The organism is Pseudomonas sp. RA_15y_Pfl2_54 (assembly GCF_963971015.1).
GTDB lineage: Bacteria > Pseudomonadota > Gammaproteobacteria > Pseudomonadales > Pseudomonadaceae > Aquipseudomonas > Aquipseudomonas baetica_A.
The window spans coordinates 25,826-48,744 of sequence record NZ_CAXAPN010000029.1 but is presented as its reverse complement, the minus strand read 5'-3'; the positions used below and the strand labels follow the sequence as shown (position 1 = coordinate 48,744).

21 protein-coding genes and 1 other RNA gene are annotated in these 22,919 nt (G+C 57.6%); 10 read left to right on the top strand and 12 right to left on the bottom strand.

Going from position 1 to position 22,919, the window contains the following annotated elements:
* Window positions 1-111 precede the first annotated feature (111 nt).
* Window positions 112-966 carry a deaminase gene (locus tag AACY50_RS20315; protein WP_186574441.1) on the bottom strand — a complete coding sequence of 285 codons (855 nt, stop codon included), beginning with the start codon at window positions 964-966 and terminating at the stop codon, window positions 112-114.
* Window positions 967-2,136: 1,170 nt separating this feature from the next.
* On the opposite strand from AACY50_RS20315, the gene AACY50_RS20310 reads away from it, so the two are divergent.
* Genes AACY50_RS20310 through AACY50_RS20295 form a run of 4 tightly spaced genes read left to right on the top strand, consistent with a single transcriptional unit; the run spans window position 2,137 to window position 5,113 of the window.
* The gene (locus tag AACY50_RS20310) at window positions 2,137-3,543 is read left to right on the top strand and encodes a YfjI family protein (protein WP_186574443.1); all 1,407 of its coding nucleotides are present in this window, start codon (window positions 2,137-2,139) and stop codon (window positions 3,541-3,543) included.
* Window positions 3,530-3,883, top strand: coding sequence for a hypothetical protein (locus AACY50_RS20305; RefSeq protein WP_186574445.1), 354 nt, complete (start codon window positions 3,530-3,532; stop codon window positions 3,881-3,883). Before AACY50_RS20310 ends, AACY50_RS20305 begins: the two co-directional genes overlap by 14 nt.
* Window positions 3,867-4,847, top strand: coding sequence for an integrase domain-containing protein (locus tag AACY50_RS20300; protein ID WP_186574447.1), 981 nt, complete (start codon window positions 3,867-3,869; stop codon window positions 4,845-4,847). Before AACY50_RS20305 ends, AACY50_RS20300 begins: the two co-directional genes overlap by 17 nt.
* Window positions 4,844-5,113 carry a hypothetical protein gene (locus AACY50_RS20295; protein WP_186574449.1) on the top strand — a complete coding sequence of 90 codons (270 nt, stop codon included), beginning with the start codon at window positions 4,844-4,846 and terminating at the stop codon, window positions 5,111-5,113. The genes AACY50_RS20300 and AACY50_RS20295 overlap by 4 nt, the downstream gene beginning before the upstream one ends.
* A gap of 167 nt (window positions 5,114-5,280) precedes the next feature.
* Here the strand turns inward: AACY50_RS20295 and AACY50_RS20290 are convergent, their stop codons facing one another.
* The 8 genes from AACY50_RS20290 to AACY50_RS20255 all read right to left on the bottom strand — a co-directional run bounded on the left by AACY50_RS20290 (window position 5,281) and on the right by AACY50_RS20255 (window position 15,314).
* Window positions 5,281-6,537, bottom strand: coding sequence for an integrase domain-containing protein (locus tag AACY50_RS20290; RefSeq protein WP_339539053.1), 1,257 nt, complete (start codon window positions 6,535-6,537; stop codon window positions 5,281-5,283).
* Between the two features lie 187 nt (window positions 6,538-6,724).
* Window positions 6,725-7,117: a transfer-messenger RNA gene (ssrA, locus tag AACY50_RS20285) on the bottom strand.
* Between the two features lie 96 nt (window positions 7,118-7,213).
* Complete coding sequence (locus AACY50_RS20280; RefSeq protein ID WP_221730590.1) at window positions 7,214-7,492, bottom strand: hypothetical protein; 279 nt, start codon at window positions 7,490-7,492, stop codon at window positions 7,214-7,216.
* Between the two features lie 211 nt (window positions 7,493-7,703).
* The gene (locus AACY50_RS20275; RefSeq protein WP_339539052.1) at window positions 7,704-10,514 is read right to left on the bottom strand and encodes an FAD-binding and (Fe-S)-binding domain-containing protein; all 2,811 of its coding nucleotides are present in this window, start codon (window positions 10,512-10,514) and stop codon (window positions 7,704-7,706) included.
* Window positions 10,511-11,182, bottom strand: a complete 672-nt coding sequence (locus tag AACY50_RS20270) for a LutC/YkgG family protein (RefSeq protein ID WP_339431678.1) — start codon at window positions 11,180-11,182, stop codon at window positions 10,511-10,513. The genes AACY50_RS20275 and AACY50_RS20270 overlap by 4 nt, the downstream gene beginning before the upstream one ends.
* Window positions 11,182-12,636 (bottom strand): LutB/LldF family L-lactate oxidation iron-sulfur protein, encoded by a 1,455-nt coding sequence (locus AACY50_RS20265; RefSeq protein WP_339465468.1) that lies wholly within the window; start codon window positions 12,634-12,636, stop codon window positions 11,182-11,184. Before AACY50_RS20265 ends, AACY50_RS20270 begins: the two co-directional genes overlap by 1 nt.
* Window positions 12,633-13,457 (bottom strand): (Fe-S)-binding protein, encoded by an 825-nt coding sequence (locus tag AACY50_RS20260; protein ID WP_339465469.1) that lies wholly within the window; start codon window positions 13,455-13,457, stop codon window positions 12,633-12,635. The genes AACY50_RS20265 and AACY50_RS20260 overlap by 4 nt, the downstream gene beginning before the upstream one ends.
* A gap of 162 nt (window positions 13,458-13,619) precedes the next feature.
* Window positions 13,620-15,314: a lactate permease LctP family transporter gene (locus tag AACY50_RS20255; protein ID WP_339431681.1), complete on the bottom strand. Its 1,695-nt coding sequence runs from the start codon at window positions 15,312-15,314 to the stop codon at window positions 13,620-13,622.
* A gap of 262 nt (window positions 15,315-15,576) precedes the next feature.
* Here AACY50_RS20255 and AACY50_RS20250 point away from each other — a divergent pair, with 262 nt between their 5' ends.
* Window positions 15,577-16,344, top strand: coding sequence for an FCD domain-containing protein (locus tag AACY50_RS20250; protein ID WP_339431682.1), 768 nt, complete (start codon window positions 15,577-15,579; stop codon window positions 16,342-16,344).
* A 104-nt stretch (window positions 16,345-16,448) separates the two neighbouring features.
* On the opposite strand, the gene smpB is transcribed toward AACY50_RS20250, so the two are convergent.
* On the bottom strand, window positions 16,449-16,931 hold the full coding sequence (gene smpB / locus AACY50_RS20245) for an SsrA-binding protein SmpB (protein WP_007915208.1): 483 nt from the start codon (window positions 16,929-16,931) through the stop codon (window positions 16,449-16,451).
* 119 nt (window positions 16,932-17,050) lie between these two features.
* Here smpB and AACY50_RS20240 point away from each other — a divergent pair, with 119 nt between their 5' ends.
* Genes AACY50_RS20240 through AACY50_RS20230 form a run of 3 tightly spaced genes read left to right on the top strand, consistent with a single transcriptional unit; the run spans window position 17,051 to window position 19,203 of the window.
* A complete protein-coding gene (locus AACY50_RS20240) occupies window positions 17,051-18,454 on the top strand; it encodes a sodium-dependent transporter (RefSeq protein WP_339431683.1) in 1,404 nt (467 codons plus the stop codon).
* A gap of 7 nt (window positions 18,455-18,461) precedes the next feature.
* Window positions 18,462-18,896 (top strand): type II toxin-antitoxin system RatA family toxin, encoded by a 435-nt coding sequence (locus AACY50_RS20235; protein WP_016986510.1) that lies wholly within the window; start codon window positions 18,462-18,464, stop codon window positions 18,894-18,896.
* On the top strand, window positions 18,889-19,203 hold the full coding sequence (locus AACY50_RS20230; RefSeq protein ID WP_339507709.1) for an RnfH family protein: 315 nt from the start codon (window positions 18,889-18,891) through the stop codon (window positions 19,201-19,203). Before AACY50_RS20235 ends, AACY50_RS20230 begins: the two co-directional genes overlap by 8 nt.
* A gap of 61 nt (window positions 19,204-19,264) precedes the next feature.
* On the opposite strand, the gene AACY50_RS20225 is transcribed toward AACY50_RS20230, so the two are convergent.
* Window positions 19,265-19,792: an outer membrane protein assembly factor BamE gene (locus AACY50_RS20225; RefSeq protein WP_339431685.1), complete on the bottom strand. Its 528-nt coding sequence runs from the start codon at window positions 19,790-19,792 to the stop codon at window positions 19,265-19,267.
* Between the two features lie 97 nt (window positions 19,793-19,889).
* Here AACY50_RS20225 and fur point away from each other — a divergent pair, with 97 nt between their 5' ends.
* Window positions 19,890-20,294, top strand: a complete 405-nt coding sequence (fur, locus tag AACY50_RS20220; RefSeq protein ID WP_339431686.1) for a ferric iron uptake transcriptional regulator — start codon at window positions 19,890-19,892, stop codon at window positions 20,292-20,294.
* A gap of 75 nt (window positions 20,295-20,369) precedes the next feature.
* Here the strand turns inward: fur and recN are convergent, their stop codons facing one another.
* Entirely contained in the window at window positions 20,370-22,043 is a 1,674-nt protein-coding gene (recN, locus tag AACY50_RS20215; protein ID WP_339539051.1) for a DNA repair protein RecN, read from the bottom strand.
* A gap of 240 nt (window positions 22,044-22,283) precedes the next feature.
* Between recN and grpE the strand changes: the two genes are divergently transcribed.
* Window positions 22,284-22,850 carry a nucleotide exchange factor GrpE gene (gene grpE / locus AACY50_RS20210; RefSeq protein WP_339494049.1) on the top strand — a complete coding sequence of 189 codons (567 nt, stop codon included), beginning with the start codon at window positions 22,284-22,286 and terminating at the stop codon, window positions 22,848-22,850.
* Window positions 22,851-22,919: the final 69 nt, after the last annotated feature.

The following is a 22,919-nucleotide window of genomic DNA, read 5'->3' as shown; positions in this document are numbered from 1 at the left end:
CAACAATCCATTGCTAAGCGCCGTTGATAGCGGGAGTAAACTCCCCCCCTTCCATCGAAAGGATAGATTTTAACGCCCTACCGTCATCAACTGTGCATACGCCGCCAGCGTTTATGCCGGAGTTACATTATCGGCTCTAACTTGAAACTCCAATTTCACAGAGGTGCAAGATGATCCATATTTCACCCCGCTTTGCACCTCGATGACTTTCACCAAAACACAACCTTGATCTGAAAGAAACGACACGATTCCTCCTTCTGGAACAATCACTTGTTGCTGGTAGTCTAAAGCAGTCGCATCATCAATTTGACTGAAGTTACTAGCGTATCTAGCAATGGCAACCTTATATCCGCGCCATGCGTAAGCATTTATTTGCTTTATACCTATGAGTGTCCATCGGGTCCTAATACTCCTTGGATCAGTGGCGCTGAAGAAAATTTCAAATTCGCCATCCTGAAGCGTGTAGTCGAACCTATGCCGTCCAGTGGGGCCTACTCCCCGTCTAAAATTTTCAACGAACCCGGAGTTCAAATCATCGATTATCTTTCTCAGGTCTGGATCAAAGTCTCGTAGGGTGACACCCGCTTCGATAAGGGCCAACCAGCCTTTCCGGTTTATTTGCGGATTGGGGTCGTACGATCCGATGACGACGCTGTGCACATTCAAATCTGCCAGCAAGGCAGAACACGGCTGTTTTTTTGATCTTACCTCTACACATGGCTCCAGAGTCGTATAGATAGTCGCGCCGGCCAGAGATAGGCCTTTGGCCGTAGCTGCCTCAACAGCAACTCTTTCGGCGTGGACACGGTCGCGGCGATGACCAACTGAAAGTATTTCCCCGTTTTTAACTACTACAGCCCCTACCTTTGGGGTCCCCTCGCACCGCTGCATTTCTTCAATCGCCTGCTCCATGAATTCACGATCTTCGGACTGCCGATGAAATGAGGGGATTATTTCGTCCTTCATATTATTGCTCTCTAATAGCTCCGTTCAGGTGAGGCTGATTATCCATCAGCATCCGCCGCCAATACTACGCGTCAAAATCGGTTGTGATTGCCAGGCAGACTGTCTATCCATCAATCATTCGGCGTGTGTTTGCCTCTGAGTCGGCCGTAGCCAAACCCTCCGATCCAGCGATCTTTGATCGCGCCGATCGGAGGGTTCACCCGCTCTTTCTCGAAGCCGACTCATTCCACCCTCCCATTTCAAATGTGATTAGCGCCACATCTTCTTTAACCCGAGTAATTGCCCGCGATCTCTATCGAGCGCAATGCAGTTTCAGCGTCAGAGCGGAGCTTGTCGTAGGCCTATGGCTAGAGAGGTGGCGACAGCGGCGACACCGGCGACAACCCACGCAGAACGGGGTCTTGCGCGTGGCGACAGTCGCCACTTCTGTCGCGCTTTGGCCGTAATGCTTGACCGTGTTTTCGAGTGGGTATAACAATTGGCGCACGGATCGCTGTCGTTGACAGCACCAGCCCAGGTAGCCAGAACCTTCAAGGCTACGTCACTTGCGTGGTGGTTCTCCCGAAGTGCGATTAGCGTCCGGCGGCTCGCACGGTCACTCCCCAAGAGTGATGGGTGCTCACTCGACCTATCTGCCCACTGCGGCAGACGATGGACCTACCTCGCTGCGTTGCAGCAACCTCACCTTTCGGCACACTTCGCTGCGCCAGACTGCGCCCGTCTCTTTCTCCTGGAAAGAGACGGGCGCTCGTACCACTGCTGCAAGCCACGTCGTACAGGGCACTGCCGCAACTCTCCTCGTGACAATCGGCCTGACAAATCCGATTCGTCGCCATCCGCAACGACACAGGCACCGGTGCCGCAGCCAATGGAAAGGCTGCACCTGACTGACAGTCAGGCATGCCCCAGGTGTCTAGGTCTTTGCCTTCTCCCCCCAGGATCTCTAGCTGCCGAACTCGTCAGTCGGCACAGCCTCCACCCGCCCGCATTTTCGGATGCGTCTAAGGAGGCCAGATTCATGGGTTCATGCCCTTGCTCCCGGTCGTAAGGAGCCGTTCGTTCCGCGTCAGTGAACACCTCACAGGCCGCAGGGGCCTTGATCCCTGATAACACTCAACAGCCGTGGCGGGACTACGTGAGGACAACTAGCAATGAACGAGGAGAGGGCCCATGCAGCAGTTAGATCCGAAGCTTGAACTCCCACGGTCCCCCCGACCGTTAATCGAGGCGAAGCCTGTGGCTGAGCCCTATCCTGTCCAGGCACTGGGTGGAATTCTTGGGCCCGCGGTTGAGCGCATGGCCGAGGTCATCGGCGTGCCCCGGGCACTGGCCGCGCAATCGGTATTGTCCGCCTCGGCACTGGCCACCCAAGGTCATGCAGGCTTACAGCTCGACGGGAGAAACTATCCGCTGTCGCTGTACCTGATCACAGTGGCCGCATCTGGTGATCGCAAGACCGCAGCAGACCGATGTGCATTGCTGCCAGCACGGCAATGGGAGCGTGAGCAGTGGCAGCGCTATCGCGAACAACTTGTCCGTTACCGTGCCGCACAGCGACAGGCGCAGCGTATCAATCCTGCCGATCCCGACCCCACAAAAAGCGCACCGCTCGAAGCGGAGCCTTCGGCCCCTCGGTTGATCACCACGGACCCGACTATCGAGGCCCTGATCAAAGGCCTCTGTCACGACCTGCCGAGCATGGGGTTGTTCTGCGATGAAGGGGGGCAATTCCTCGGCAGCAGCACCATGAGTCGGGATAACCGTTTGAAAGCGGTCACGACCTTATCGTCACTCTGGGATGGCAGTCCGATAGATCGCGCGCGCTCCATGGCCGGCGAAAGTCTGCGAGCGTATGACCGACGCGTGAGTCTGCACCTGATGCTGCAACCGTACTTGGCCATGCAGTTGCTCAGTGACCCGTTGCTGCAGGGGCAAGGCATCCTCGGTCGCTGCCTCATGACCTGGCCTACCAGCCTGGCCGGACAACGCAGTTACCAGGCTGTCGACTTGTCCAAAGACGCTGCCCTAAAGCGCTATCACCACCGCCTTTCGGCCCTGTTTTATCAGCCGTGGTCACTGTCTCCTGATGGTGCTCTGCAGCTATCACCGCTGACCCTCAGTCCGTTGGCTCGTCGTCGCTGGATTGATTTACACGATGCCATCGAAGCTCAGTTGGGTGAGTTTGGCGAGCTGGCCAGCGTACGGCCCAACGGATCGAAGGCTGCCGACAACCTGCTGCGTGTCGCCAGCATCCTGGCAGTGGTGGAGGAGAGCAGCGTCGTGGAGGTCGACCATATCCAACGGGCCTCGGCCTTAATCGGCTACTACCTCACCGAGATCCAGCGCCTGACCGAACAGGAACCGGTGTGCCGGGTAAAAGAGGAGGCTGACCGGCTGCTGCGTTGGCTACAGGTCAAAGATTGGAAGCGTTTCAGTATTCGAGACCTGAATCGCAATGGCCCTCGCTTTGCTCGTAAGAGCAGTCGCCATGCCACCAAGCTACTGGTCGAGTTGCTTGATCATCATTGGCTGATCACCGACGGCCACACCTTCGAGGTGCGCCATGTTCAATCTTGATGAAGCGCTGCGCAACCATCTGGCTCAGCGCCAAAAGCAGCCGAAAGTGCGATTTGTCGCCGCTACTGTCGCCACATTGTCGCCACGCTCAAAGCCAGGCAGGGCAAGGGTTGTCGCCGCTGTCGCCGATGTCGCCAGCCTCCGTAGAACTATCACCTCGACGACAGCCATCATTCAATGGTTGAAAGAAGAGGGCGCGCAGCTCTACGTCGTGAACAATTCGCTGTATTTTCGCCCGACTGACTGGGATCAGCTCGCCATCATGAGTGCGCACTGGCGAGCTCTTTTGCATGCTCTCACTGCAGTCGATCAGGAGCAGAAAAATGGCTCGGGTCGGTAAGCGAGCTGGGCGTAATTTTGGCTTCGGTCGCCAGCTCAGCTATGCCGGACCGCAAGCCCTGAAAGATCTGTTTGGCGACGGTCATTTTGCTACCGTCAAAGCCCATAGCGATCGCTGGCATGCCTTCGTGCGTTGGTGTCGATCCGAGGAAGGGCCGAGGCTTAATGACGCGCGACAGATCGACCGCGAGATCCTGATGCGGTACGCCACTTATATGAAGGAGCAGGTTGATCAGGGCAACGTCGGCATCGCCACCGCGCAGAATCGCCTGTCCAGTGTGAACCGAACGATGGCCGCGCTGCGCGGTGATCAGTACGTAAAAATCCCAAGTCCGAGTAAGGCGTTAGGCCTACAGCGTTCAAACGTTCGTAGTGAGGTACCGCAAGGTCAAGACCGTGTGCTGGTCAGGCTGATTGCGCAAGCGCTTTCAGACCGTCAGCAGGCAAGGGTGGGGGCCATTTTGCTCCTCGCCCGGGAGACCGGCATGCGCTTGCGTGAGGCGATCTTGGCGGATCTGCCCCGACTGCAACGTGAGGCCGGGCAACTGGGCAAGATCAACATCCAGGATGGCACCAAAGGTGGGCGGTCAGGCGCATCGGCATCGCGTTGGATTGCTGTCACGGATAAAGTCCGCGACGCCCTCGACAGGGCTAGCGAGGTTTCACCCAAGGGCAGTCGGAACCTATTAGCACCCAACGAGAGCTACAAAGACTTTATGCAATCATTTGTGCGACCGGCACGGGACCTCCTGCACGAGCATGGATTGAAAGGCTTTCATGAGCTGAGGGCGGCTTACGCCTGTGAGCGTTATGAGCAACTGACTGGCTTCGATACACCCGTCAATGGCGGTCGTGTTCATCGAGAAGATCGAGAGCTTGATCAGCGTGCACGACAACAGATCAGCCACGAATTGGGACATAACCGCAGCGATGTGGTGAGTGCCTACATCGGAGGTCGGCGATGAAGTCCGAGTTCGATATAGCGTTGTTTCTGAGTCCCGTGCTCAAAGGTGCGCATGCCACGCGGCAGCGACATATCAGGCAGGCAGAAAGGATGCGCGATGCGATTCGTGAGCGCTGGAGTTGTGCGACCCCCTGGTCCTGGAAGGAAAAGCACACCAGATGGTTTTTAGAGCACTATCTGCGTAGTTCAGCACCAGCGACGGTCTATTACTATGAGTTAACAGCAGGGTTGATCCGCCGCAGAAAGGCGCAACTCGTGGTTGTCTGATAGACGCTTTTAAGCGGGAGCCCCTGAGTATGGGAATGCGGAGCCTTCCCATACTCAGGGGCTTGGCCGAAGAAGCGCAGGCATGCGATAGATTTAACGAGAGTCGTCACTTCTGTCGCCCTGCAGCACGACACGGATTGTCGCCGGCGTCGCCAACCTTTGGATGCTCAGCGTATCGGCACGACGTTGCGGTCCCTGGTTTGATTGATGGCGGATGCCGACAGGCTGCCGGTGGCTGCCTTCTGGATATGTTCACTCCACCAGGCCATCATCGGGCGCCGGCGTTCGATGTAATCCGCCCGGTTGTAGGCGCTTCGAACTTCGTCTTTATCGACATGCGCTAGCGCGACTTCGATCAGCTCCGGATCCCATCCATGCTCGTTCAGGATTGTGCTGGCCATGGAGCGCATTCCGTGGCTGACCAAGCGGTCCTGAAAACCCATTCGTTTCAACGCCATGTTGGCTGTTTGGCTATTCGCGTGGGTGCGCGGGTTTCTATCTGACGGGAACACATATTCTCTGTGGGCGCTATGGGGCTTAAGTGTCTCCAATAACGAGAGTGCATGTTCGGTCAGCGGGATTGTGTGCGGACGACGCTTTTTCATTCGCTCCGGAGGGATGGTCCAGATGCGTTTGTCGAAGTCGATATCTGCCCATCGGGTGGTCGCCGCTTCGGAGGGGCGGGTCATGGTGTGCAGCTGCCATTCGATCAGGCAGCGGGTCGTCCGCTTGATGCTGGCGTTCGCGATTTCCATCATGAGTTCGGGAAGCTCATCAGCTGGTAGCGCGGCCATGTTCTCTTTTTTGGGTTTCTTGAAGACCGCTCGAATGCCGCTGAGAGGGTTGGCAAAGATCATTCCGGAATTGACCCCGTAGGTCATGATCTCGTTAAGGCGCTGGCTTACCCGCTTCACGGTCTCGAGGCTACCTTTGGCCTCAATCGGCCGAAGGAGCTTGATGACCATCGGGGCATTCACTTCTGATAACGGCGTTGATTTCATGCTCGGAAATACATGCAGCGTGAGTGAGCGCCAGATGTCTTCGGCATACGCTGGGGTGACAGAATCCTTCTTCAATTCGAACCACGCGGTGGCTACGTTCTCGAACGTATGTTCCGTTTCCGCTCGTTTGGCTTCCTGCAATTCATTACGCTGAGCTTTGGGGTCAATGCCCTGTGCAAGCAGCTCTCTGGCCTCAACGGTTTTCTTCCTGGCTTGCGCAAGAGAAACCTCGGGATAGGAGCCGAGTGCCATGTTGATTCGGTTCTTGGTTACTGGATGCCGGTAGTTGAAATTCCACTGCATCGAGCGATTGACCCTGACTCGCAGCTGGAGCCCGTCGCCATCGGTGAGGACGTAATCCTTGTCTTTCGGTTTGACCGCCTTGAGCTGGCGGTCGGAGAGGCGGGTGGTTTGAGCGCACATGAGAAGTACTCCATGACACCTTTTGGTATTCCCAAGATTAGCGCCGGGTAGCCGGGAATACCATTGGGAATACCAAACCGCCTGGAACTCAAAAAACCTGGAGCGCCCCCCGCAGCCCTGAAACCCCCGTATTCACTGGATTTCAGGCACAAAAAAAGACGTCCGTGGACGTCTTTAGATGATGAAGTGGTGGAGCCGGGGGGATTTGAACCCCCGTCCGCCAGTACTCCGCTGTCGGTACTACATGCGTAGCCGTGTCTATTAAGTTAACCCTCAGCGACCCGACGGGCAGGGTGCTTTGGGCGAGTTGTGTAAGTTTTAGCCGCTTCGTCCACAACGTACTGCACGGCGATTCTGTTCTATATGACAATCATTTTGGGTTTACAGACATCCCCTGATGATTGCTGGACCCGAAGGTACCAGAAGGGAAGGCTAAGGCTGCTTACGCAGCGAGAGCGTATTCCCCGTAGGTTTCGTCATTGGCAACTATAAGAAGTTGCAACAGTGGATTTACGAGTTCTGTTACCAACTCGGCATGCACCTAAAGTTTCGCAACCGGCGTCGAATCCTAAACGGCCCCGAACTCATTGCTCTGTACATCTTGATGAGCAACAAGCCTGCGCAGTGTACGCCAAACGACAGGGGAAGGCCAACCCGAAGGTTGGCCACGCTGTCATTAGTTGGCGGGTTCGTTGGCCAGATTGTCTACGCGTTGCAGCGCTTGCGTGGCCGAGGCGATGCATTTCTTGTCATCACCCGCTTTTTGCGCCATCTCCGCGTCGCCCTGCATGCGCTTGATGTCCATGGTGGTGTTTTCCGACGTGGCCGGGAGGGACGTGACCTTGTCTTTGAGTTCTTGCAGTTTTGAGGTGCACAGATCGTTGTCCGCAGCAAACACGGGGGAGGCCAGCAGTGCGGCGGAAATAAACAAACCAGCAAAAGCAGTGCGTTTCATGGGTATCTCCTTGAACAGTTGGTCTCGGTGCTGCCGGACGATCTGGCGGCTCTGCCGAGGTCGGAACAAGCCACGTTCGTTTAGGGCTTGATTAATCGACTGCGGCTGCGCAGAGGAATTCGTTTTTTTTTACGTTCGGTATGAAAAAGCCGAAACACCTCTCTGCTCGCCTTGAAAAGGGGCGAAATAGCCCCTTTTCAATACAAATGGATCAGGCAGATTTGGCTCGTGTGACTCGATCGACCAGATAAACCAAGCCGTGATAGTCGATCCCGCCATGCTGCGTCAGGCCGATTTCGCACGTGCGGCTGGTGGAAATCCCTTCACTGCAATGCTGCACTGCGTCCTTGAGTGTGCGCAGCGAGTGGCTGTTCAGTTCCGGTGTGGTGAAGCCCTTGTCGCCGGCAAAGCCACAGCAATGAATACCCTCCGGAATCACCACGGTTTTGCTGCACTTGCGCGCCAGATCGATCAGCGCCTGGCTTTCGCCCAGATGCTGAGTGCTGCACGTCACATGCACTGCAATCGGTGCGTCCTGAGGCGTGAAGTCCAGCCGATCAAGCAGGTGCGTACGGATGAAACGCACCGGGTCGTACAGATCCAGACGCACATCGGCGACGTCCTGCACCAGTCGCAACGTACACGGACTGGTATCGCAATAGATCGGATCAAGCCCGCCGCGACTGGCGTGGAGCAAGGCGCTGATGAGTTCTTGCCGCTTGTGTTCGGCCTGCTCCGCATAGCCCTTTGAAGCGAAGGGCTGACCGCAGCAGAGGTTGTCCTGATTGTCCGGGAAGACGACCTGGTAACCGGCCTTTTCCAGCAAACCACGGGTTTTGTCATGCAGCGACATCTGCTCTTTATCGCCCGCCGCCGGGCCCATGACCCGCGACACACACGCCGCCAGATACACCACGCGTGGGCGTTCGTCCGACACGCTCGGGCTGAAGCGGATGGCTTTCTCCGGTTGCGGCATCGCGCTCGTCCACAGAGGCACTTGGCCCTTGGACAGGCGCGTCAGCGTTGCCGAAAGCTTGGTCAGACGCGGCGCACCGAGCAGCATTCGCGCGCCGTTGGCTACGTGCAGGGTGAAGCGTGCCCCTTGCAGGGTCTTGGCGAAATTTCCTTCGATCCAGTCGGCAGTTTTCTGATGCGTTGCGTGTCGACCGCGAAGCTTTTTCACCAGTTCGCCGGTGTTGATGCCTACAGGGCATCGTTGCGCACACAAACCCGTCGCGGCGCAGGTCTCGATGCCTTGGTATTCGTAGGCTTCTTCCAGTTCGGTGGTGTCGATGCCGGCACGTTTTTTCGCCTGAATGTCGCGCCAGATCACGATGCGCTGGCGTGGGCTGAGGGTCAGGCCTTTCGACGGGCAGACCGGTTCGCAGAAGCCGCACTCAATGCACTTGTCCACAATCTCGTCGGCCGCCGGCAGCGGTTTCAGGTGTTTGAGGTGGATCTGCGGGTCTTCGCTGAGTACCACATCCGGGTTGAGGATGCCGTTGGGGTCGAGCAGGCGTTTGAGCTGCCACATCAGTTGATACGCGTCGCTGCCCCATTCCAGCTCAACGAACGGCGCCATGTTGCGCCCGGTGCCGTGTTCGGCCTTGAGCGAGCCGCCGAACTCCACGGCCACCAATTGCGCGACGTCGTCCATGAACGCTTGGTAGCGTGCGACTTCTTCCGCGCTGTTGAAGCCTTGGGTGAAAACGAAGTGCAGATTGCCTTCCAGTGCGTGTCCGAAAAGGATCGCTTCGTCGTAGGCATGTTTGTCGAACAGTTCGATCAAGCGGTTCACACCGATTGCCAGTTGCTCGACCGGGAAGGTCACGTCTTCGATGATCACCGTGGTACCGGTTTTGCGCACGGCGCCGACGGCGGGGAAGGTGTCTTTGCGGATTGCCCAGAGGCGGGCGTTCTCGACCGGGTCTTCAGTGAAGTCGACCTGTTTCTCCACCGGGAAACCACTGAGTGACGCCATGATCTGCGCCAGTTGTTCCTGCAGTAATGAGGAAGAAGCCGCGCGGGATTCGATCAATAACGCACAGGCATTGTTCGACAGTTGCTGTACGAAAGCAGGCATACCCGGTTTGCTCTGCACCGAACGCAGGCTGCGCCGATCCAGCAGTTCCACCGCCGACACCGGTTGGCTTTTCAGTACGGTGACCGCGTTGCAGCAGGTTTCCACATCCGGGAACACGATCAGCGCCGAGGCCTTGTTCGGATGATCGATAACGGTGTCGTAAGTCACCGCGCTGATAAAGCCGAGAGTGCCTTCGGAACCGACCAGCAAGTGGCTCAGGATATCCACAGGCTCATCGAAGTCCACCAAGGCGTTGAGCGACAGGCCAGTGGTATTTTTCAGACGATATTTGTGGCGGATTCTCGCGGCCAGTTCGGCATTGGCGCGAGTCTCGCGACCGAGCGTCGCCAAACGTTCGAGCAGATCGCCGTGGCTCGCGCGAAACGCCGCCACACTGTGGGCATCTTCAGTATCAAGGCGCGTGCCGTCGGCCAGAACCAGGCGCAGGCCGGCCAGGGTGTGATAGGTGTTTTGCGCGGTGCCGCAGCACATGCCGCTGGCATTGTTGGCCACGATGCCGCCAATTTTGCAGGCATTGATCGAGGCGGGATCGGGGCCGATCTTGCGTCCGAATGGCGCCAGCCAGGCGTTGGCCTGGGCACCGATCACGCCCGGTTGCAGACGGATTTGCGTGCCCTGGCCACGAATTTCGCGAGCGTTCCAGTTATCCCCAAGCACGATCAAAACCGAATCGCTGATCGCCTGCCCCGACAGGCTGGTGCCGGCGGCGCGGAACGTGACCGGTACACGGTCGCGTTGAGCCAGTTTCAGCAGGGTCACCACTTCGTCTTCGGACTCGACGCGGATCACCAGTTTGGGGATCAGCCGATAGAAACTCGCGTCGGTGCCAAAAGCCAGGGTCGATAGCGGATCGTCAAAGCGTCGATCAGCCGGAATCAGTTGCTGCGCATCGCGCAGGAAAGCCGCCGGTAGACTCATCGGTCCTCCAGAATCAATACCACCAGGTCTTTCGGGCCGTGGGCGCCATAGGCCAGCACTTGTTCGATGTCAGCGGTTTTCGATGGGCCGGACACCAGCAGCGCGTTGGTCGGCATGCCCTGAGCCCATTCAAATTCTTGCTGCACCTGATAGAAGTTGTCGCGGATTTCGCTGGCCTTGAGCAGAGCGAAATGCACCGGCGGCACCAGGCTCATCAGGCGCGGTTCTTCGCGGGTCGGCCAGAGAATCAGGCTACCTGTTGCCGCAATGGCGCCGAGGGTGCCGGTGAGGCTGGCCGGGGTGTCGTTGAACAACTCGGCTTTCCATTCTTCCATCGGCCGGTTGTAGGATTTCAGCGTTGGCAGGTCAGGATTGTTCGCCCAGTGCTGTGTGACTCGTTGCCCGTGCGCTGTCGTCGGTGCGATCAACAGGCTGGGCAATTGACGGTCGCGCAGCAATTGCTGGAGCAGTGCCGGCCACTCTGCGTCTGAGGTCAGATGGATTTCGGTGTGCACCGCTTCCATCAGCTTGCGCAGTTGCGGGATGCGTTGTTCGGCGCTGTAGGTGTAAGGCTGAGTCACCAGATCGACGTCGAAGTCGTCAGCAATCGGCGTGGTGCCGGTCAGACTTTTGCGCAGTTTGCCGAGGATATTTTGCTTGGCACTCATCAGCGATCTCCCTGTTTGGCCAGATGCTCGCGGGCCATGTCATGCAATGAGCGGGCGGCGGGTTTCGGTGCACTGTGGTTCTGCGTCCATGGGCCGACATTGCTCGGCGCCAGGGCGCGCAGGCGCGTGGCGAAGAAACCGAATAACCGATACAGGGTCGGCGAGCTGTTGAGTTTCGCCCAGGCGTTCCAGATGAAACGTTCCTTGCGCGAGTACTTGCTGCCCTGACCGCGCATCACTTGATGAGGGCTGTCGGGGGCTTTGACGTTCTCTTCGCGTAGGCGACGCAGCAATGCCGGGATAGGAATTTTTACCGGGCACACTTCGCCGCACGCGCCGCACAACGACGAGGCGCTCGGGTGGTCTGGAACCTTCGCCAGACCGACCATGTGCGGGGTGATGATTTTGCCGATTGGCCCCGGATACACCTCACCATAGGTGTGACCGCCGACCCGGGTGTAGACCGGGCAATGGTTCATGCACGCGCCGCAGCGGATGCAGTTCAAGGTCTGGCGCAGTTCACTGTCGGCGAAGGCTTGGCTGCGACCGTTGTCGAGCAACACCAGATGCACGTCCTGCGGGCCGTCGAGTTCATGTTCCTTGCGTGGACCGGAGATCATGTTGACGTAAGTGGTGATTGGAATGCCCAGCGCCGAGCGGGTCAGCAGCGATAGCAGCGGGACCACGTCGCGCAGGTTTTCCACGACTTTTTCGATACCGGTGACGGCGATGTGGACGGGGGGCACGGTGGTGGTCATGCGCCCGTTGCCTTCGTTTTCCACCAGCAGCAAGGTGCCGGTTTCGGCCACGGCGAAGTTGACGCCGGAGACGCCGATGTCCGCTTCGAAGAATTTCTGCCGCAGGACTCTGCGACCGATCTGAATGAGTTGGTCAACGTCCTTGGTGTATTCCACGCCAAGTTTGTCGTGGAACAAGGACGCGACCTGACCGGCATTCTTGTGGATCGCCGGCATAATGATGTGTGAAGGCTTCTCGTGGTCGAGCTGGACGATGTATTCCCCCATGTCGGACTCCAGACATTCAATGTCTTGAGCCTCGAGGAAATGGTTCATCTCCATCTCTTCGCTGACCATCGATTTGCCCTTGATCACTTGCCGCGCCTCGTGAGCGCGGATGATCGACAAGACGATGCCATTGGCTTCGTCCACCGTTTCCGCCCAGTGCACTGTCACACCGTTGCGGGTCAGGTTTTGTTCCAGTTGCTCGAGCAGGTCGGGCAACTTGGAGAGCGCGCGGGCTCTGATCGAGTTGCCCAGAGCACGCAAGTGTTCTCTTTCGTGGGCATCGCTGAAAGCCGCTGCCCGTTTGGTCATCAGTGAATCCATCGCCGTACGGAAGTTGTTCCGTAGCTGCGGATCACCCAAGGCGTTGTGCGCCCGGGTGCGGAAATCTTCTTCTACGGTGATCGTCGGAATAATCGCCGAGGTACTCATTGCGCACCCCCGGTTCGTTGCCAGAGGAAACTCGCCAGGTGTTGGCCGCGCAGCGCTTCTTTCTGTTTTTCCAGCGAACCGTTGATGTTCATCAAACAGCCGCAGTCCGCACTCAACACCTTGTGTGCGCCGGATTCCTTCAGCGCTCGGGTCTTGTCAGCCACCATCGCGCCGGAAATGTCTGGCATACGGACGCTGAATGTCCCACCGAAGCCACAGCATTCGCTTTCGTGGTCGTGATTGACCCGTTCCACGTTGCTCAACTGCGCCAACAACTCTCGGCCATGCAGGTGAGTGTTCATCTCGCGGCGCGCTGAGCACGAGGTGTGCAGCGCGACTTTCACCGGTGCGCCGCTGTCCTTGAGCTGCACCTTGCAGACGAACAGCAGAAACTCCGCTAACTCATAGGTACGGGCCGCGAGGGCCTGGACCTGTTTGAGTGTGTCCGGCTCGTCCTTGAACAAGTCGGCGTAATGTTCTCGCAGCATGCCGGCACAGGAGCCCGACGGCACGACCACCGGATAATCCCCGGCAAACAGCGCCAGTTGTGAGCGCGCCACCGTCCGTGCCTGCTCGGTGTAACCCGAGGTGTAGGCCGGTTGTCCGCAGCAGCTCTGCCCTTGCGGGTACTCGACCCGGATCCCTTCGCGCTCCAGCAAATGGATCGCGTCCATCCCGGCTTCCGGGTAGAAGAGGTCGACTACACACGTCCCGAACAGGTAGACCTGCGAGGGTTTCTCGCTGGGGTATTGCCGAGGTTCGGGCAGTGGCGGTGCAACGCGGGTTGCGTTCGGCACCGCGTTGTAAAAAAGCTCGCTCATCAGGCGTGTCTCCGGGTGATCCCGGTTATCCGTCCGCTGAGGCTGCTGAATATAGAGCGCGTTGCTTTCAGCAGCCTTACAGACCGGGTTGTGAATTGCTGACGCCGGAATCACGAACCGGCGTCGGTTATTTCCATGTCGCTTGTAGGCTTCTTGCCGGTTTTAGTGCACCAGCATGCCAGTGAACCAGTAGGCCTGAGCCAAAGTGATCAGGCCGACAATCGTTGCAAAGAATAGGCTGTGCTTGAGGGTGAAGCGGAACAGATCCGACTCCTTGCCCACCAGGCCCGTCGCGGCGCAGGCCACGGCGATCGATTGTGGCGAGATCATCTTGCCGGTCACGCCGCCGCTGGTGTTTGCGGCTACCAGCAACACATCGCTGACACCGATCTGGTGGGCGGTGGTGGCCTGCAACGAGCTGAACAGGGCGTTGGACGAGGTATCGGAGCCGGTGAGGAACACACCAAGCCAGCCGAGGAACGGCGAGAAGAACGGGAATGCAGCGCCGGTCGCGGCCAATACCAGCGCCATGGTGGAAGACATGCCGGAGTAATTGGTGACGAAAGCAAACGCCAACACCATGCCAATCGACAGAATGGGCCAGCGCAGCTCGAACAGTGTCTCTTTAAAAGTGGTAAGACCAGTTTTAACGTTGATCTTAAGTACCAGCATCGAGATCAGTGCGGAGAAGAAGATCGCCGTGCCGGTCGCGGAAATCGGGTCGAATTTGAACACCGCCGCAATCGCCGTGGGCGTTGCCACGATCGGTGCGGTTTTGATCACCAGTTGATCGAGGTGCGCAATTGCGAAGTTGAATACCCAGCTGTACATCGAGCCGCCGGCGGCGAACATCGCCTTGAATGGCTTGAGGGTCCAGATGGTCACCAGCACGGTGAGGATCAGGAACGGCGACCAGGCTTTGAATATTTCCCCCAGGCTGTAGGGCGAAGGTACGGTGGTGCGCTTCTGGCCGAAACCGCCGACGCTGGCGGTGATGGTTGCGCTCGACGTGGCGCCGGCGATTTGCGCGTCGGCGCTGCGTTTCGGCTGCCAGACTTTCAGGAACAAGGTCAGGGAAATCAGGCTGACCAGGGCCGACGTGATGTCCGGCAGTTCCGGGCCAATGAAGTTGGAGGTGAAGTACTGGGTGACGGCAAAGCTCAAGCCCGCAACCAGCGCAGCTGGCCAGGTCTCACGGACGCCGCGCAGGCCATCCATCATGAACACCAGCCAGAACGGTACAAATAACGACAGCAATGGCAGTTGGCGACCGGCCATGGCGCCGATCTTGAATGCGTCGATCCCCGTGACCTGGCCGGCCACGATGATCGGAATCCCCAGTGCGCCGAACGCGACGGGGGCTGTGTTGGCGATCAGGCACAAACCTGCGGCATACAGCGGGTTGAAACCCAGTCCGACGAGGAGGGCGGCGGTAATCGCCACCGGCGCGCCGAAACCGGCGGCCCCTTCGAGGAATGCACCGAAGCAGAAACCGATCAGCAGCACCTGCAAGCGCTGGTCGTCAGTGATCGACAGCACCGAGCTGCGAATAACCTCGAACTGACCACTTTTGACGGTCAGTTTGTAGAGGAATACCGCCGCGACAATGATCCAGGCAATCGGCCATAGACCGTAGGCGAAGCCATACCCGGCAGCGGCGAAGGCCATGTCGACCGGCATCTGGAACGCGAAGATCGCCACGGCAATCGACAGGGCGAGCGTGATGCTGCCGGCTATATGACCTTTGAGGCGGAATACCGCCAAGGCGAGGAAAAAGAAAACGATGGGAATGACGGCCGCGAGTGCGGACACGCCGAGACTGCCGAGCGGGCTGTAGAGCTGTTGCCAGGTTTGCATATGGGGTGGCCCCTAATTGTTGTTGGTCAGGCACTGTCAGCGTTCTTGGATAATTGGTAAGACCAATTTACAATCGCTGTTGGCTAGGGTAAAAGCCTTTATATCGGTGTGTCAATTTGTCGCCCTGAAACTTTTGTCGAACAAGCGGTGCAGATCGCATCTGATCCGGTTCGGGCCAATGTCGTCTGATAGGTGTCGGCAAGGCGCCGATAGGCCAGAATAGAGAGCCCGGCGATCGGTCGGGGTCGTGGAGAAATGAGTTATGGGGTTTGATCAGATACGTCAGCGCCGTTTGTCTGACGATATTGTCGAGCGACTTGAGGGGATGATTCTCGAGGGCACGTTGAAGTCCGGTGAACGGCTTCCGGCGGAGCGCACGCTGGCCGAACAATTTGGCGTATCCCGCCCGTCGCTGCGCGAGGCGATTCAGAAACTGGCGGCCAAAGGTCTGCTGGTCAGTCGCCAGGGCGGCGGCAACTATGTGGTTGAGAGTCTGGGTTCAACGTTCAGCGATCCGCTGTTGCAATTGCTTGAAAGCAACCCTGAGGCGCAGCGCGATCTGCTGGAATTTCGCCACACTCTGGAGGCATCGTGTGCCTATTACGCTGCATTACGTGCTACCGACGTTGATCGTGAACGATTGACCGCTGCGTTCGATGAGCTGCAGGACTGCTATTCGCGACACGACGAAATCAGTCGTGCGGAGGAGGGCGCTGCGGACGCGAAATTTCACCTGGCGATTGCCGAGGCCAGTCACAACGCCGTGTTGCTGCACACCATTCGCGGGCTGTTCGATCTGCTCAAGCGCAACGTCGTGACTAATATTGGCGGCATGTACAAGCAGCGCACGGAAACCCGCGACATGCTGATCACTCAGCATCGGGAATTGTATCTGGCGATTATTGAGGGGCGCGCGGAGCAGGCGCGGGAAGTTTCCAGCCGACACATTCTGTATGTGCAGGAAGTGCTGGAAGAGGTGCGGCAAGAGGTTCAGCGCATGGCGCGAGCGGAGCGGCGAAAGGGGAAGTAGCTTTTTTAAAAGCAAAAGATCGCACCGGCGGCAGTTCCTGCGTGTGGGAGATGTATTTCCCTGTAGGAATTGCCGCCGGCTGCGATCTTTTCAGGCAGAAAGACTCAGTCTTCCTTGCCCTTGTTGCGCACGGCACGCTGCAACTCACGACCTGCATCGCGTTCACGCTCGGTGTCACGCTTGTCGTATTCCTTCTTGCCCTTACCCAGAGCGATCTCACACTTGACCATGTGCTTGCTCCAGTACCAGGACAGGCATACGCAGGCGTAACCCTTTTGCTGCACAGCGGCGGCGAGTTTTTCAAGCTCGCGGCGATTGAGCAGCAATTTGCGAGTGCGCACCGGGTCAGCGATGACGTGGGTGCTGGCGGTCATCAGAGGCGTGATGTGACTGCCGAGCAGCCACGCCTCGCCATCCTTGAGCAGCACATAACTGTCGACCAGTTGCAGCTTGCTTGCCCGCAGACTTTTTACTTCCCAGCCGGCCAGGACCAGACCGGCCTCGAACTTATGCTCGATGAAGTAATCGTGTCGCGCTTTTTTGTTCTGCGCGATGGTCCCTGTTGGGTGTTTCTTCTGTTTAGCCATAGGGGCGGCATTATATGGAGATAAATGGCCGTCGGCTACGGTGATGCTGCGTGCTTGAGCAGGTTGAGTGAATGCCGGACAATGCGGCCTCTTTTTCTAACGCTTGGGCGTGATAAACGATGTCGACAGACAAGGTTTCTGTCCACGGCAGTTGGGCTAGCCGCTGGGTATTCATACTCGCCGCGACCGGTTCGGCCGTGGGACTGGGTAGTATCTGGAAATTCCCCTACATGGTCGGGATGTACGGCGGCGGCGCGTTCGTGTTGATGTTTCTGGTGTGCATCGCACTGATCGGCATCCCTGTCATGCTCGCTGAAACCCTGATAGGCCGGCGCGCCCGGCAAAGTCCGGCGAATGCCCTGAAGGTGCTGGCGCTTGAGGCTGGGCACTCGCCCAAGTGGTCGTGGGGGGCGTTTGCCGGGATGATCACGGCATTGCTGATTCTGTCTTTCTACAGTGTGGTCGGTGGCTGGTCGCTGGATTACATCATCGACATGGGACGCGGCGACTTTCAGGGTGCTACGGCTGATCAGGTCGGTGCCTATTTTGGCAATGTCATTGCCGATCCTTGGCGTCTGACACTTTGGCACACGATTTTTATGCTGCTGTCCGCGCTCGTCATCGCCAAGGGCGTGGTTGCAGGGCTTGAGCGCAGCCTGCGGATCATGATGCCGCTGCTGTTCGTGATGATTCTGGTGCTGCTGGGGTACAGCATGACCACTGGGCATTTCATGGAAGGCGTGCATTTCATGTTCGACTTTCACCCGGAAAAAGTCCTCGACGGTTTGCTGCCCGCCATGGGCCACGCGTTCTTCTCTTTGAGCGTGGGCGTTGGCTCGATCATGATCTACGGCGCCTACATGCCCAAGAGTGCGTCATTGTCCGGCACGGTTGTCGGCGTGGCATTGCTCGACACGTTTGTTTCGCTGGTGGCCGGTCTGGCCTTGTTTCCTATTGTGTTCGCCGGCGGACTGAACCCTAGCGAGGGGCCAGGCCTGATGTTCGTCAGTCTGCCATTCGCTTTTGGTAATGTGGCTTTCGGTCAGTTGATGGGCGTTGTGTTCTTTGTTCTGGTGGCGGTTGCGGCTTGGAGTTCGGCAATTTCGTTACTTGAGCCCATGGTTGCCTACCTGGTGGAACGCACGAAAGTCAGGCGTGCCTGGGTGACATTCTGGCTGGCATTCACCTGCTGGTTCGTCGGTTTGGGCACGGTGTTCTCCTTCAATATCTGGAAGGAAGCCAAGTTTTTCGTGAGCGAAGGCGGGATGTTCCATCTCTACCAATGGGGCGCGCAGAGTGGCCTTGATTTCTTCGGTGTGATCGATTTCTTCACCTCGCGGATCATGTTGCCGCTGGGTGGGTTGTGTTTCGTGCTGTTTGCCGGGTGGGTGATGGGGCGTGATGCGGTGCGTGACGAGTTGTCGACTCGTAACCCGGCGCTGTTTGCCCTGTCTTTGTTCTTGATGCGCTATGTGGCGCCCATCGGCATTCTTGTAGTGTTTGCCACCCAGCTCTGGAAGTGACGCTTACATGACGACACATATTCAACGATCGGCGCTGCTGCCGTACCCGGCGCAATTTCTTTACGACCTGGTCAACGACGTGGCGCGTTATCCGGAGTTTTTACCGTGGTGCTCGTCGGCTGAAGTGCTGGAAAGCTCGCCCGAGCATATGCGTGCCAGCGTGGGCGTGGCCAAGGGTGGCCTCAGTCAGCATTTCGTGACGCGCAACACGCTGGTACCTGGGCAATCGATCGAAATGAATCTCGAAGAGGGCCCTTTCAATCAGTTGCACGGCGTATGGGTGTTCAAGGTGTTGAACGAGAAGGCCTGCAAGATCAGTTTGGATCTGTCCTTCGACTACGCGGGGCCGCTAGTGCGCGCCACGCTGGGGCCGCTGTTCAATCAGGCTGCGAATACCCTGGTGGATGCGTTCTGCCAGCGTGCCAAGCAGATGCATGGTTGAATCGATGATCGAGATAGAGGTCGTATTTGCGGCCGTTGATCGTCAGGTGCTGCGTACGGTCAGCTTGGTTGAGGGGGCGACCGTGCGATCGGCGGTGTTTGCCTCGGGTATCGCTATCGAGTTTCCCGAGTTGAATCTGTCTGAGTGTCCTCTGGGGATTTTTGGCAAAGTGGTTTCTGATCCGGATGCAAGGCTGGTTCAGGCGGGGGATCGAATCGAGATTTACCGGCCGCTGCTCGCCGACCCCAAAGAGGTTCGGCGTTTGCGTGCGGCTAAAGCAGCTGAAGCCAAAGCTCGAAATCAGTAAGCAAGCCAATCTGCAGGCAATAAAAAACCCGGAATTCCCGGGTTTTTTATTGCCTCGCCAATTATTGCGGCGAGGTGTCCAGCGGCTCTGGTGTCGGAACCGGAACGGTTTCTACACCATCGACTTCCTTCTGGATCTGATCCAGCATGGAACCTGGCTTGACCGGTTTTTCCGGTTTTGGCTTCTCGGCGTTTTCAGCAGGAGCGGTCACAGTAGTGCCACTGTCCTTGCCGAGAATGGCTTCGTCACGGCTTACGCCCGGCATGAAGTCACCAGACAGGCTGACAAGCTGGTCGTTTGAGTTAAAAATAACGCTGATGCGTTCCTGTTGGCGTTCACCGCCACCCGGTTGCAGGCTGTACAGATAATCCCAGCGATTGGCATGGAACGTGTCGGTAAGCAGGGGGTTACCCATGATAAACCGTACTTGCGGCCGGGTCATTCCCGGGCGTAACTGGTCTATCATGTCCTGCGTGACGACATTGCCCTGCTGGATGTCGATTTTGTAAACCCCGGGGAATGAACAACCGGCGAGTGCGAGCAGTCCCACAAAGGTGAAACTGGTTAGCAAGAGCTTGGTGTTTTGCATCGGTGGGCGACTTCCACTATCTTGGCTGGGACAACGTAAACGCCGATCATACCCGCATTAAGAGAAGCTGCGAAGCAGCATCGCGAGAAAGCTAACCATGGTTGAAAATAGCGAACTACGCAAAGCCGGTCTGAAAGTGACCCTGCCACGGGTCAAGATCCTGCAAATGCTCGACTCTACCGAGCAGCGTCACATGAGTGCCGAGGACGTCTACAAGGCGTTGATGGAAGCTGGCGAGGACGTCGGTCTGGCCACGGTTTACCGTGTTCTGACCCAGTTTGAAGCGGCTGGTCTCGTGGTCCGTCACAACTTCGACGGTGGCCACGCGGTATTCGAATTGGCCGACGGTGGGCACCACGACCATATGGTTAACGTTGAAACCGGTGAAGTCGTCGAGTTCATCAGCGTGGAAATCGAAAAACTCCAGAATGCAATTGCCGAGGAGCACGGTGTCGAGTTGGTGGATCACAACCTGGTGCTGTACGTACGCAAGAAAAAGTAAGCATGTCGCGCGAATTTCAGGTTCGCGAAACGAGCGAAGGCGACCCAAGGGTCGCCTTCGTGCTTTGTGTCATCTTTAAACTTTGGCGGTGACGACCATCTTTTTCGCATGCGCCAAGGATTCCTTGGTCAGGTCGATGCCGCCCAGCATGCGTGCCACTTCTTCTATTCGGTCGTTCTTGCTCAGCTTGGAGACAGCAGTATGGGTTGCCTGTTCGCCCCGTACCTTGTGTACAAACAGGTGTTGGTGACCTTGCGCCGCCACTTGTGGCAAGTGCGTCACTGTCAGAACCTGTCCGCGTTCACCCAGACGGCGAAGCAATTGGCCGACAATTTCAGCGGTCGGACCGCCAATGCCTACGTCCACCTCGTCGAATACCAGTGTGGGTACGCGGGAGGTTTGCGCGGTAATCACTTGAATTGCCAAGCTGATACGTGACAGTTCGCCTCCGGACGCCACTTTCGCCAGTGCCTTCAGGGGTTGGCCGGGGTTGGCGCTGACCAGCAGTTCGACTTGCTCCAGCCCGTTGGGCAGAAGTTCTTCGCTGCTATTGGCGCGCAACTCAATGGTGAACCGCCCGCCCGGCATGCCCAGGCGTTGAATTTCCTGCTCTACCGCGCTGGCGAGGCTGCCGGCGGCCTGATGGCGCAAATCACTCAGCTCGCGGGCCTTCTCCTGATAATGGCGAGCATAGGAGGCTAGCTCTTCGCTCAAGCGCTCGATGGATTCGTCGTTGGCATTGAGCGTTTCGATTTCATCCAGCAGTTTCTGCTGCATTTCACTGACTTCGGTTGGTTGAATCCTGTGCTTGCGCGCCAGCGTGTAAATGGCATCCAGTCGCTCTTCCAGATATTGCAGGCGAGCCGGGTCGGCATCGAAGTTATCAAGGAAGCGATTGAGTTCACCAACGGCTTCTTCAACCTGGATCTGCGCGCTGGTCAGCAAGCTGCTTGCTTCGCCCAGTGCGCCGACCGAATTGTTCACACTCGATAAGCGATTGAGGCTGGCGGTCAGCGCATTCAGCACGTTGCCGGAATCACTTTCGCTGCATTGCTCGACCACTTGTCGACAAATACCCAGCAAGGTTTCGGCGTTGGTCAGGTTTTTGTGTTCCTGTTCCAACTGCTCGAGTTCGTTATCGCCGAGGCCGAGATTTTCCAGTTCTTCGAGCTGGTAGCTGAGCAGTTGATGGCGCGCGCGTTGTTCGTCGCCGGAATTGGAGAGGCGCTCCAGCTCCTGGCGTGTCTGGCGCCAACGCTGCGCGGCCAGATGCACTTGGCGCGCCAGGTCGGTAGCGCCGGCGTATTCGTCCAGCAGTCGGCGATGGGTGTCGGTTTTCAGCAGGGACTGGTGTTCATGCTGGCTATGGATATCGATCAGCAATTCGCCGAGAGCCTTGAGATCACCCAGCGGGCTGGGCGTGCCGTTGATATAGCCGCGCGAACGACCTTCGCAGGTGATGACCCGGCGCAGGATGCAGGGGCCGTCAATGTCCAGGTCGCGTTCGGCTAGCCAGGCGCGGGCTTCGGGGATATCGATCAGGTCGAAAGTCGCCAGAATATCGGCCTTGTCGGCGCCCGGGCGCACTACGCCACTGTCGGCGCGATCGCCAAGGGTCAGGCCCAGGGCGTCGAGCATGATCGATTTGCCTGCGCCGGTTTCCCCTGTGATCACGCTCATCCCGCGATCGAGTTCGAGATCGAGATGTTCAACGATGGCGTAGTTGTGTACAGACAGGTGCACCAGCATAAAGGCCGCTCCCAGGCTTTAGGTCTGGTTATTTATACAGTGTTTTGTTTCGGGCTGACAATGCCCCCTCTTAGCTCGATTCGCTTGAACGGAAAAATTTCTTAGTGCATTGAGGAATGAGAAAGCGGCACTTTTTTGTAGGGTTAATCATTGAAGCCCCTTGAAGCCTGATTTTGCGGCCCCATATATCGGGACAGAAGCGCGAGTCGAACTCGCGGACGATATTGAAAGGAGAATTCTATGGCTGACGAACAGACAGTAGATAAGCAAAACCCAGAAGCCAATCCAACGCCCGAGGGTTCGGGTGACGACCTGGCGACCCGTGTACAAGTGCTCGAAGAGCAACTGGCCGCCGCGCAGGATCAGTCTCTGCGTGTTGCCGCTGATCTGCAGAACGTCCGTCGTCGTGCCGAGCAAGACGTCGAGAAAGCGCACAAGTTTGCGCTGGAAAAATTCGCCAGCGATCTGTTGCCGATTGTCGACAGCCTGGAGCGCGGCCTCGAGCTGTCGAACCCGGACGACGAAAGTATTCGTCCGATGCGCGAGGGGATCGAGCTGACGCTGAAAATGTTCCACGACACCCTCAAGCGTTATCAGCTTGAAGCGATCGATCCGCATGGCGAACCGTTCAATGCCGTTCACCATCAGGCGATGGCCATGCAGGAAAGCGCCGACGTAGAGCCGAACAGCGTTCTGAAGGTGTTCCAGAAGGGCTACCAGCTCAACGGCCGCTTGTTGCGCCCGGCCATGGTCGTGGTCAGCAAGGCGCCTGCGCCAGTTTCGCCTTCTATTGATGAGCAGGCTTGAAATTAGCCGCAAGGCCCCCATTTAGAAGTCAAGCGTTTAAGTGCTACCGCAGTTAGCCACCACTGCTGC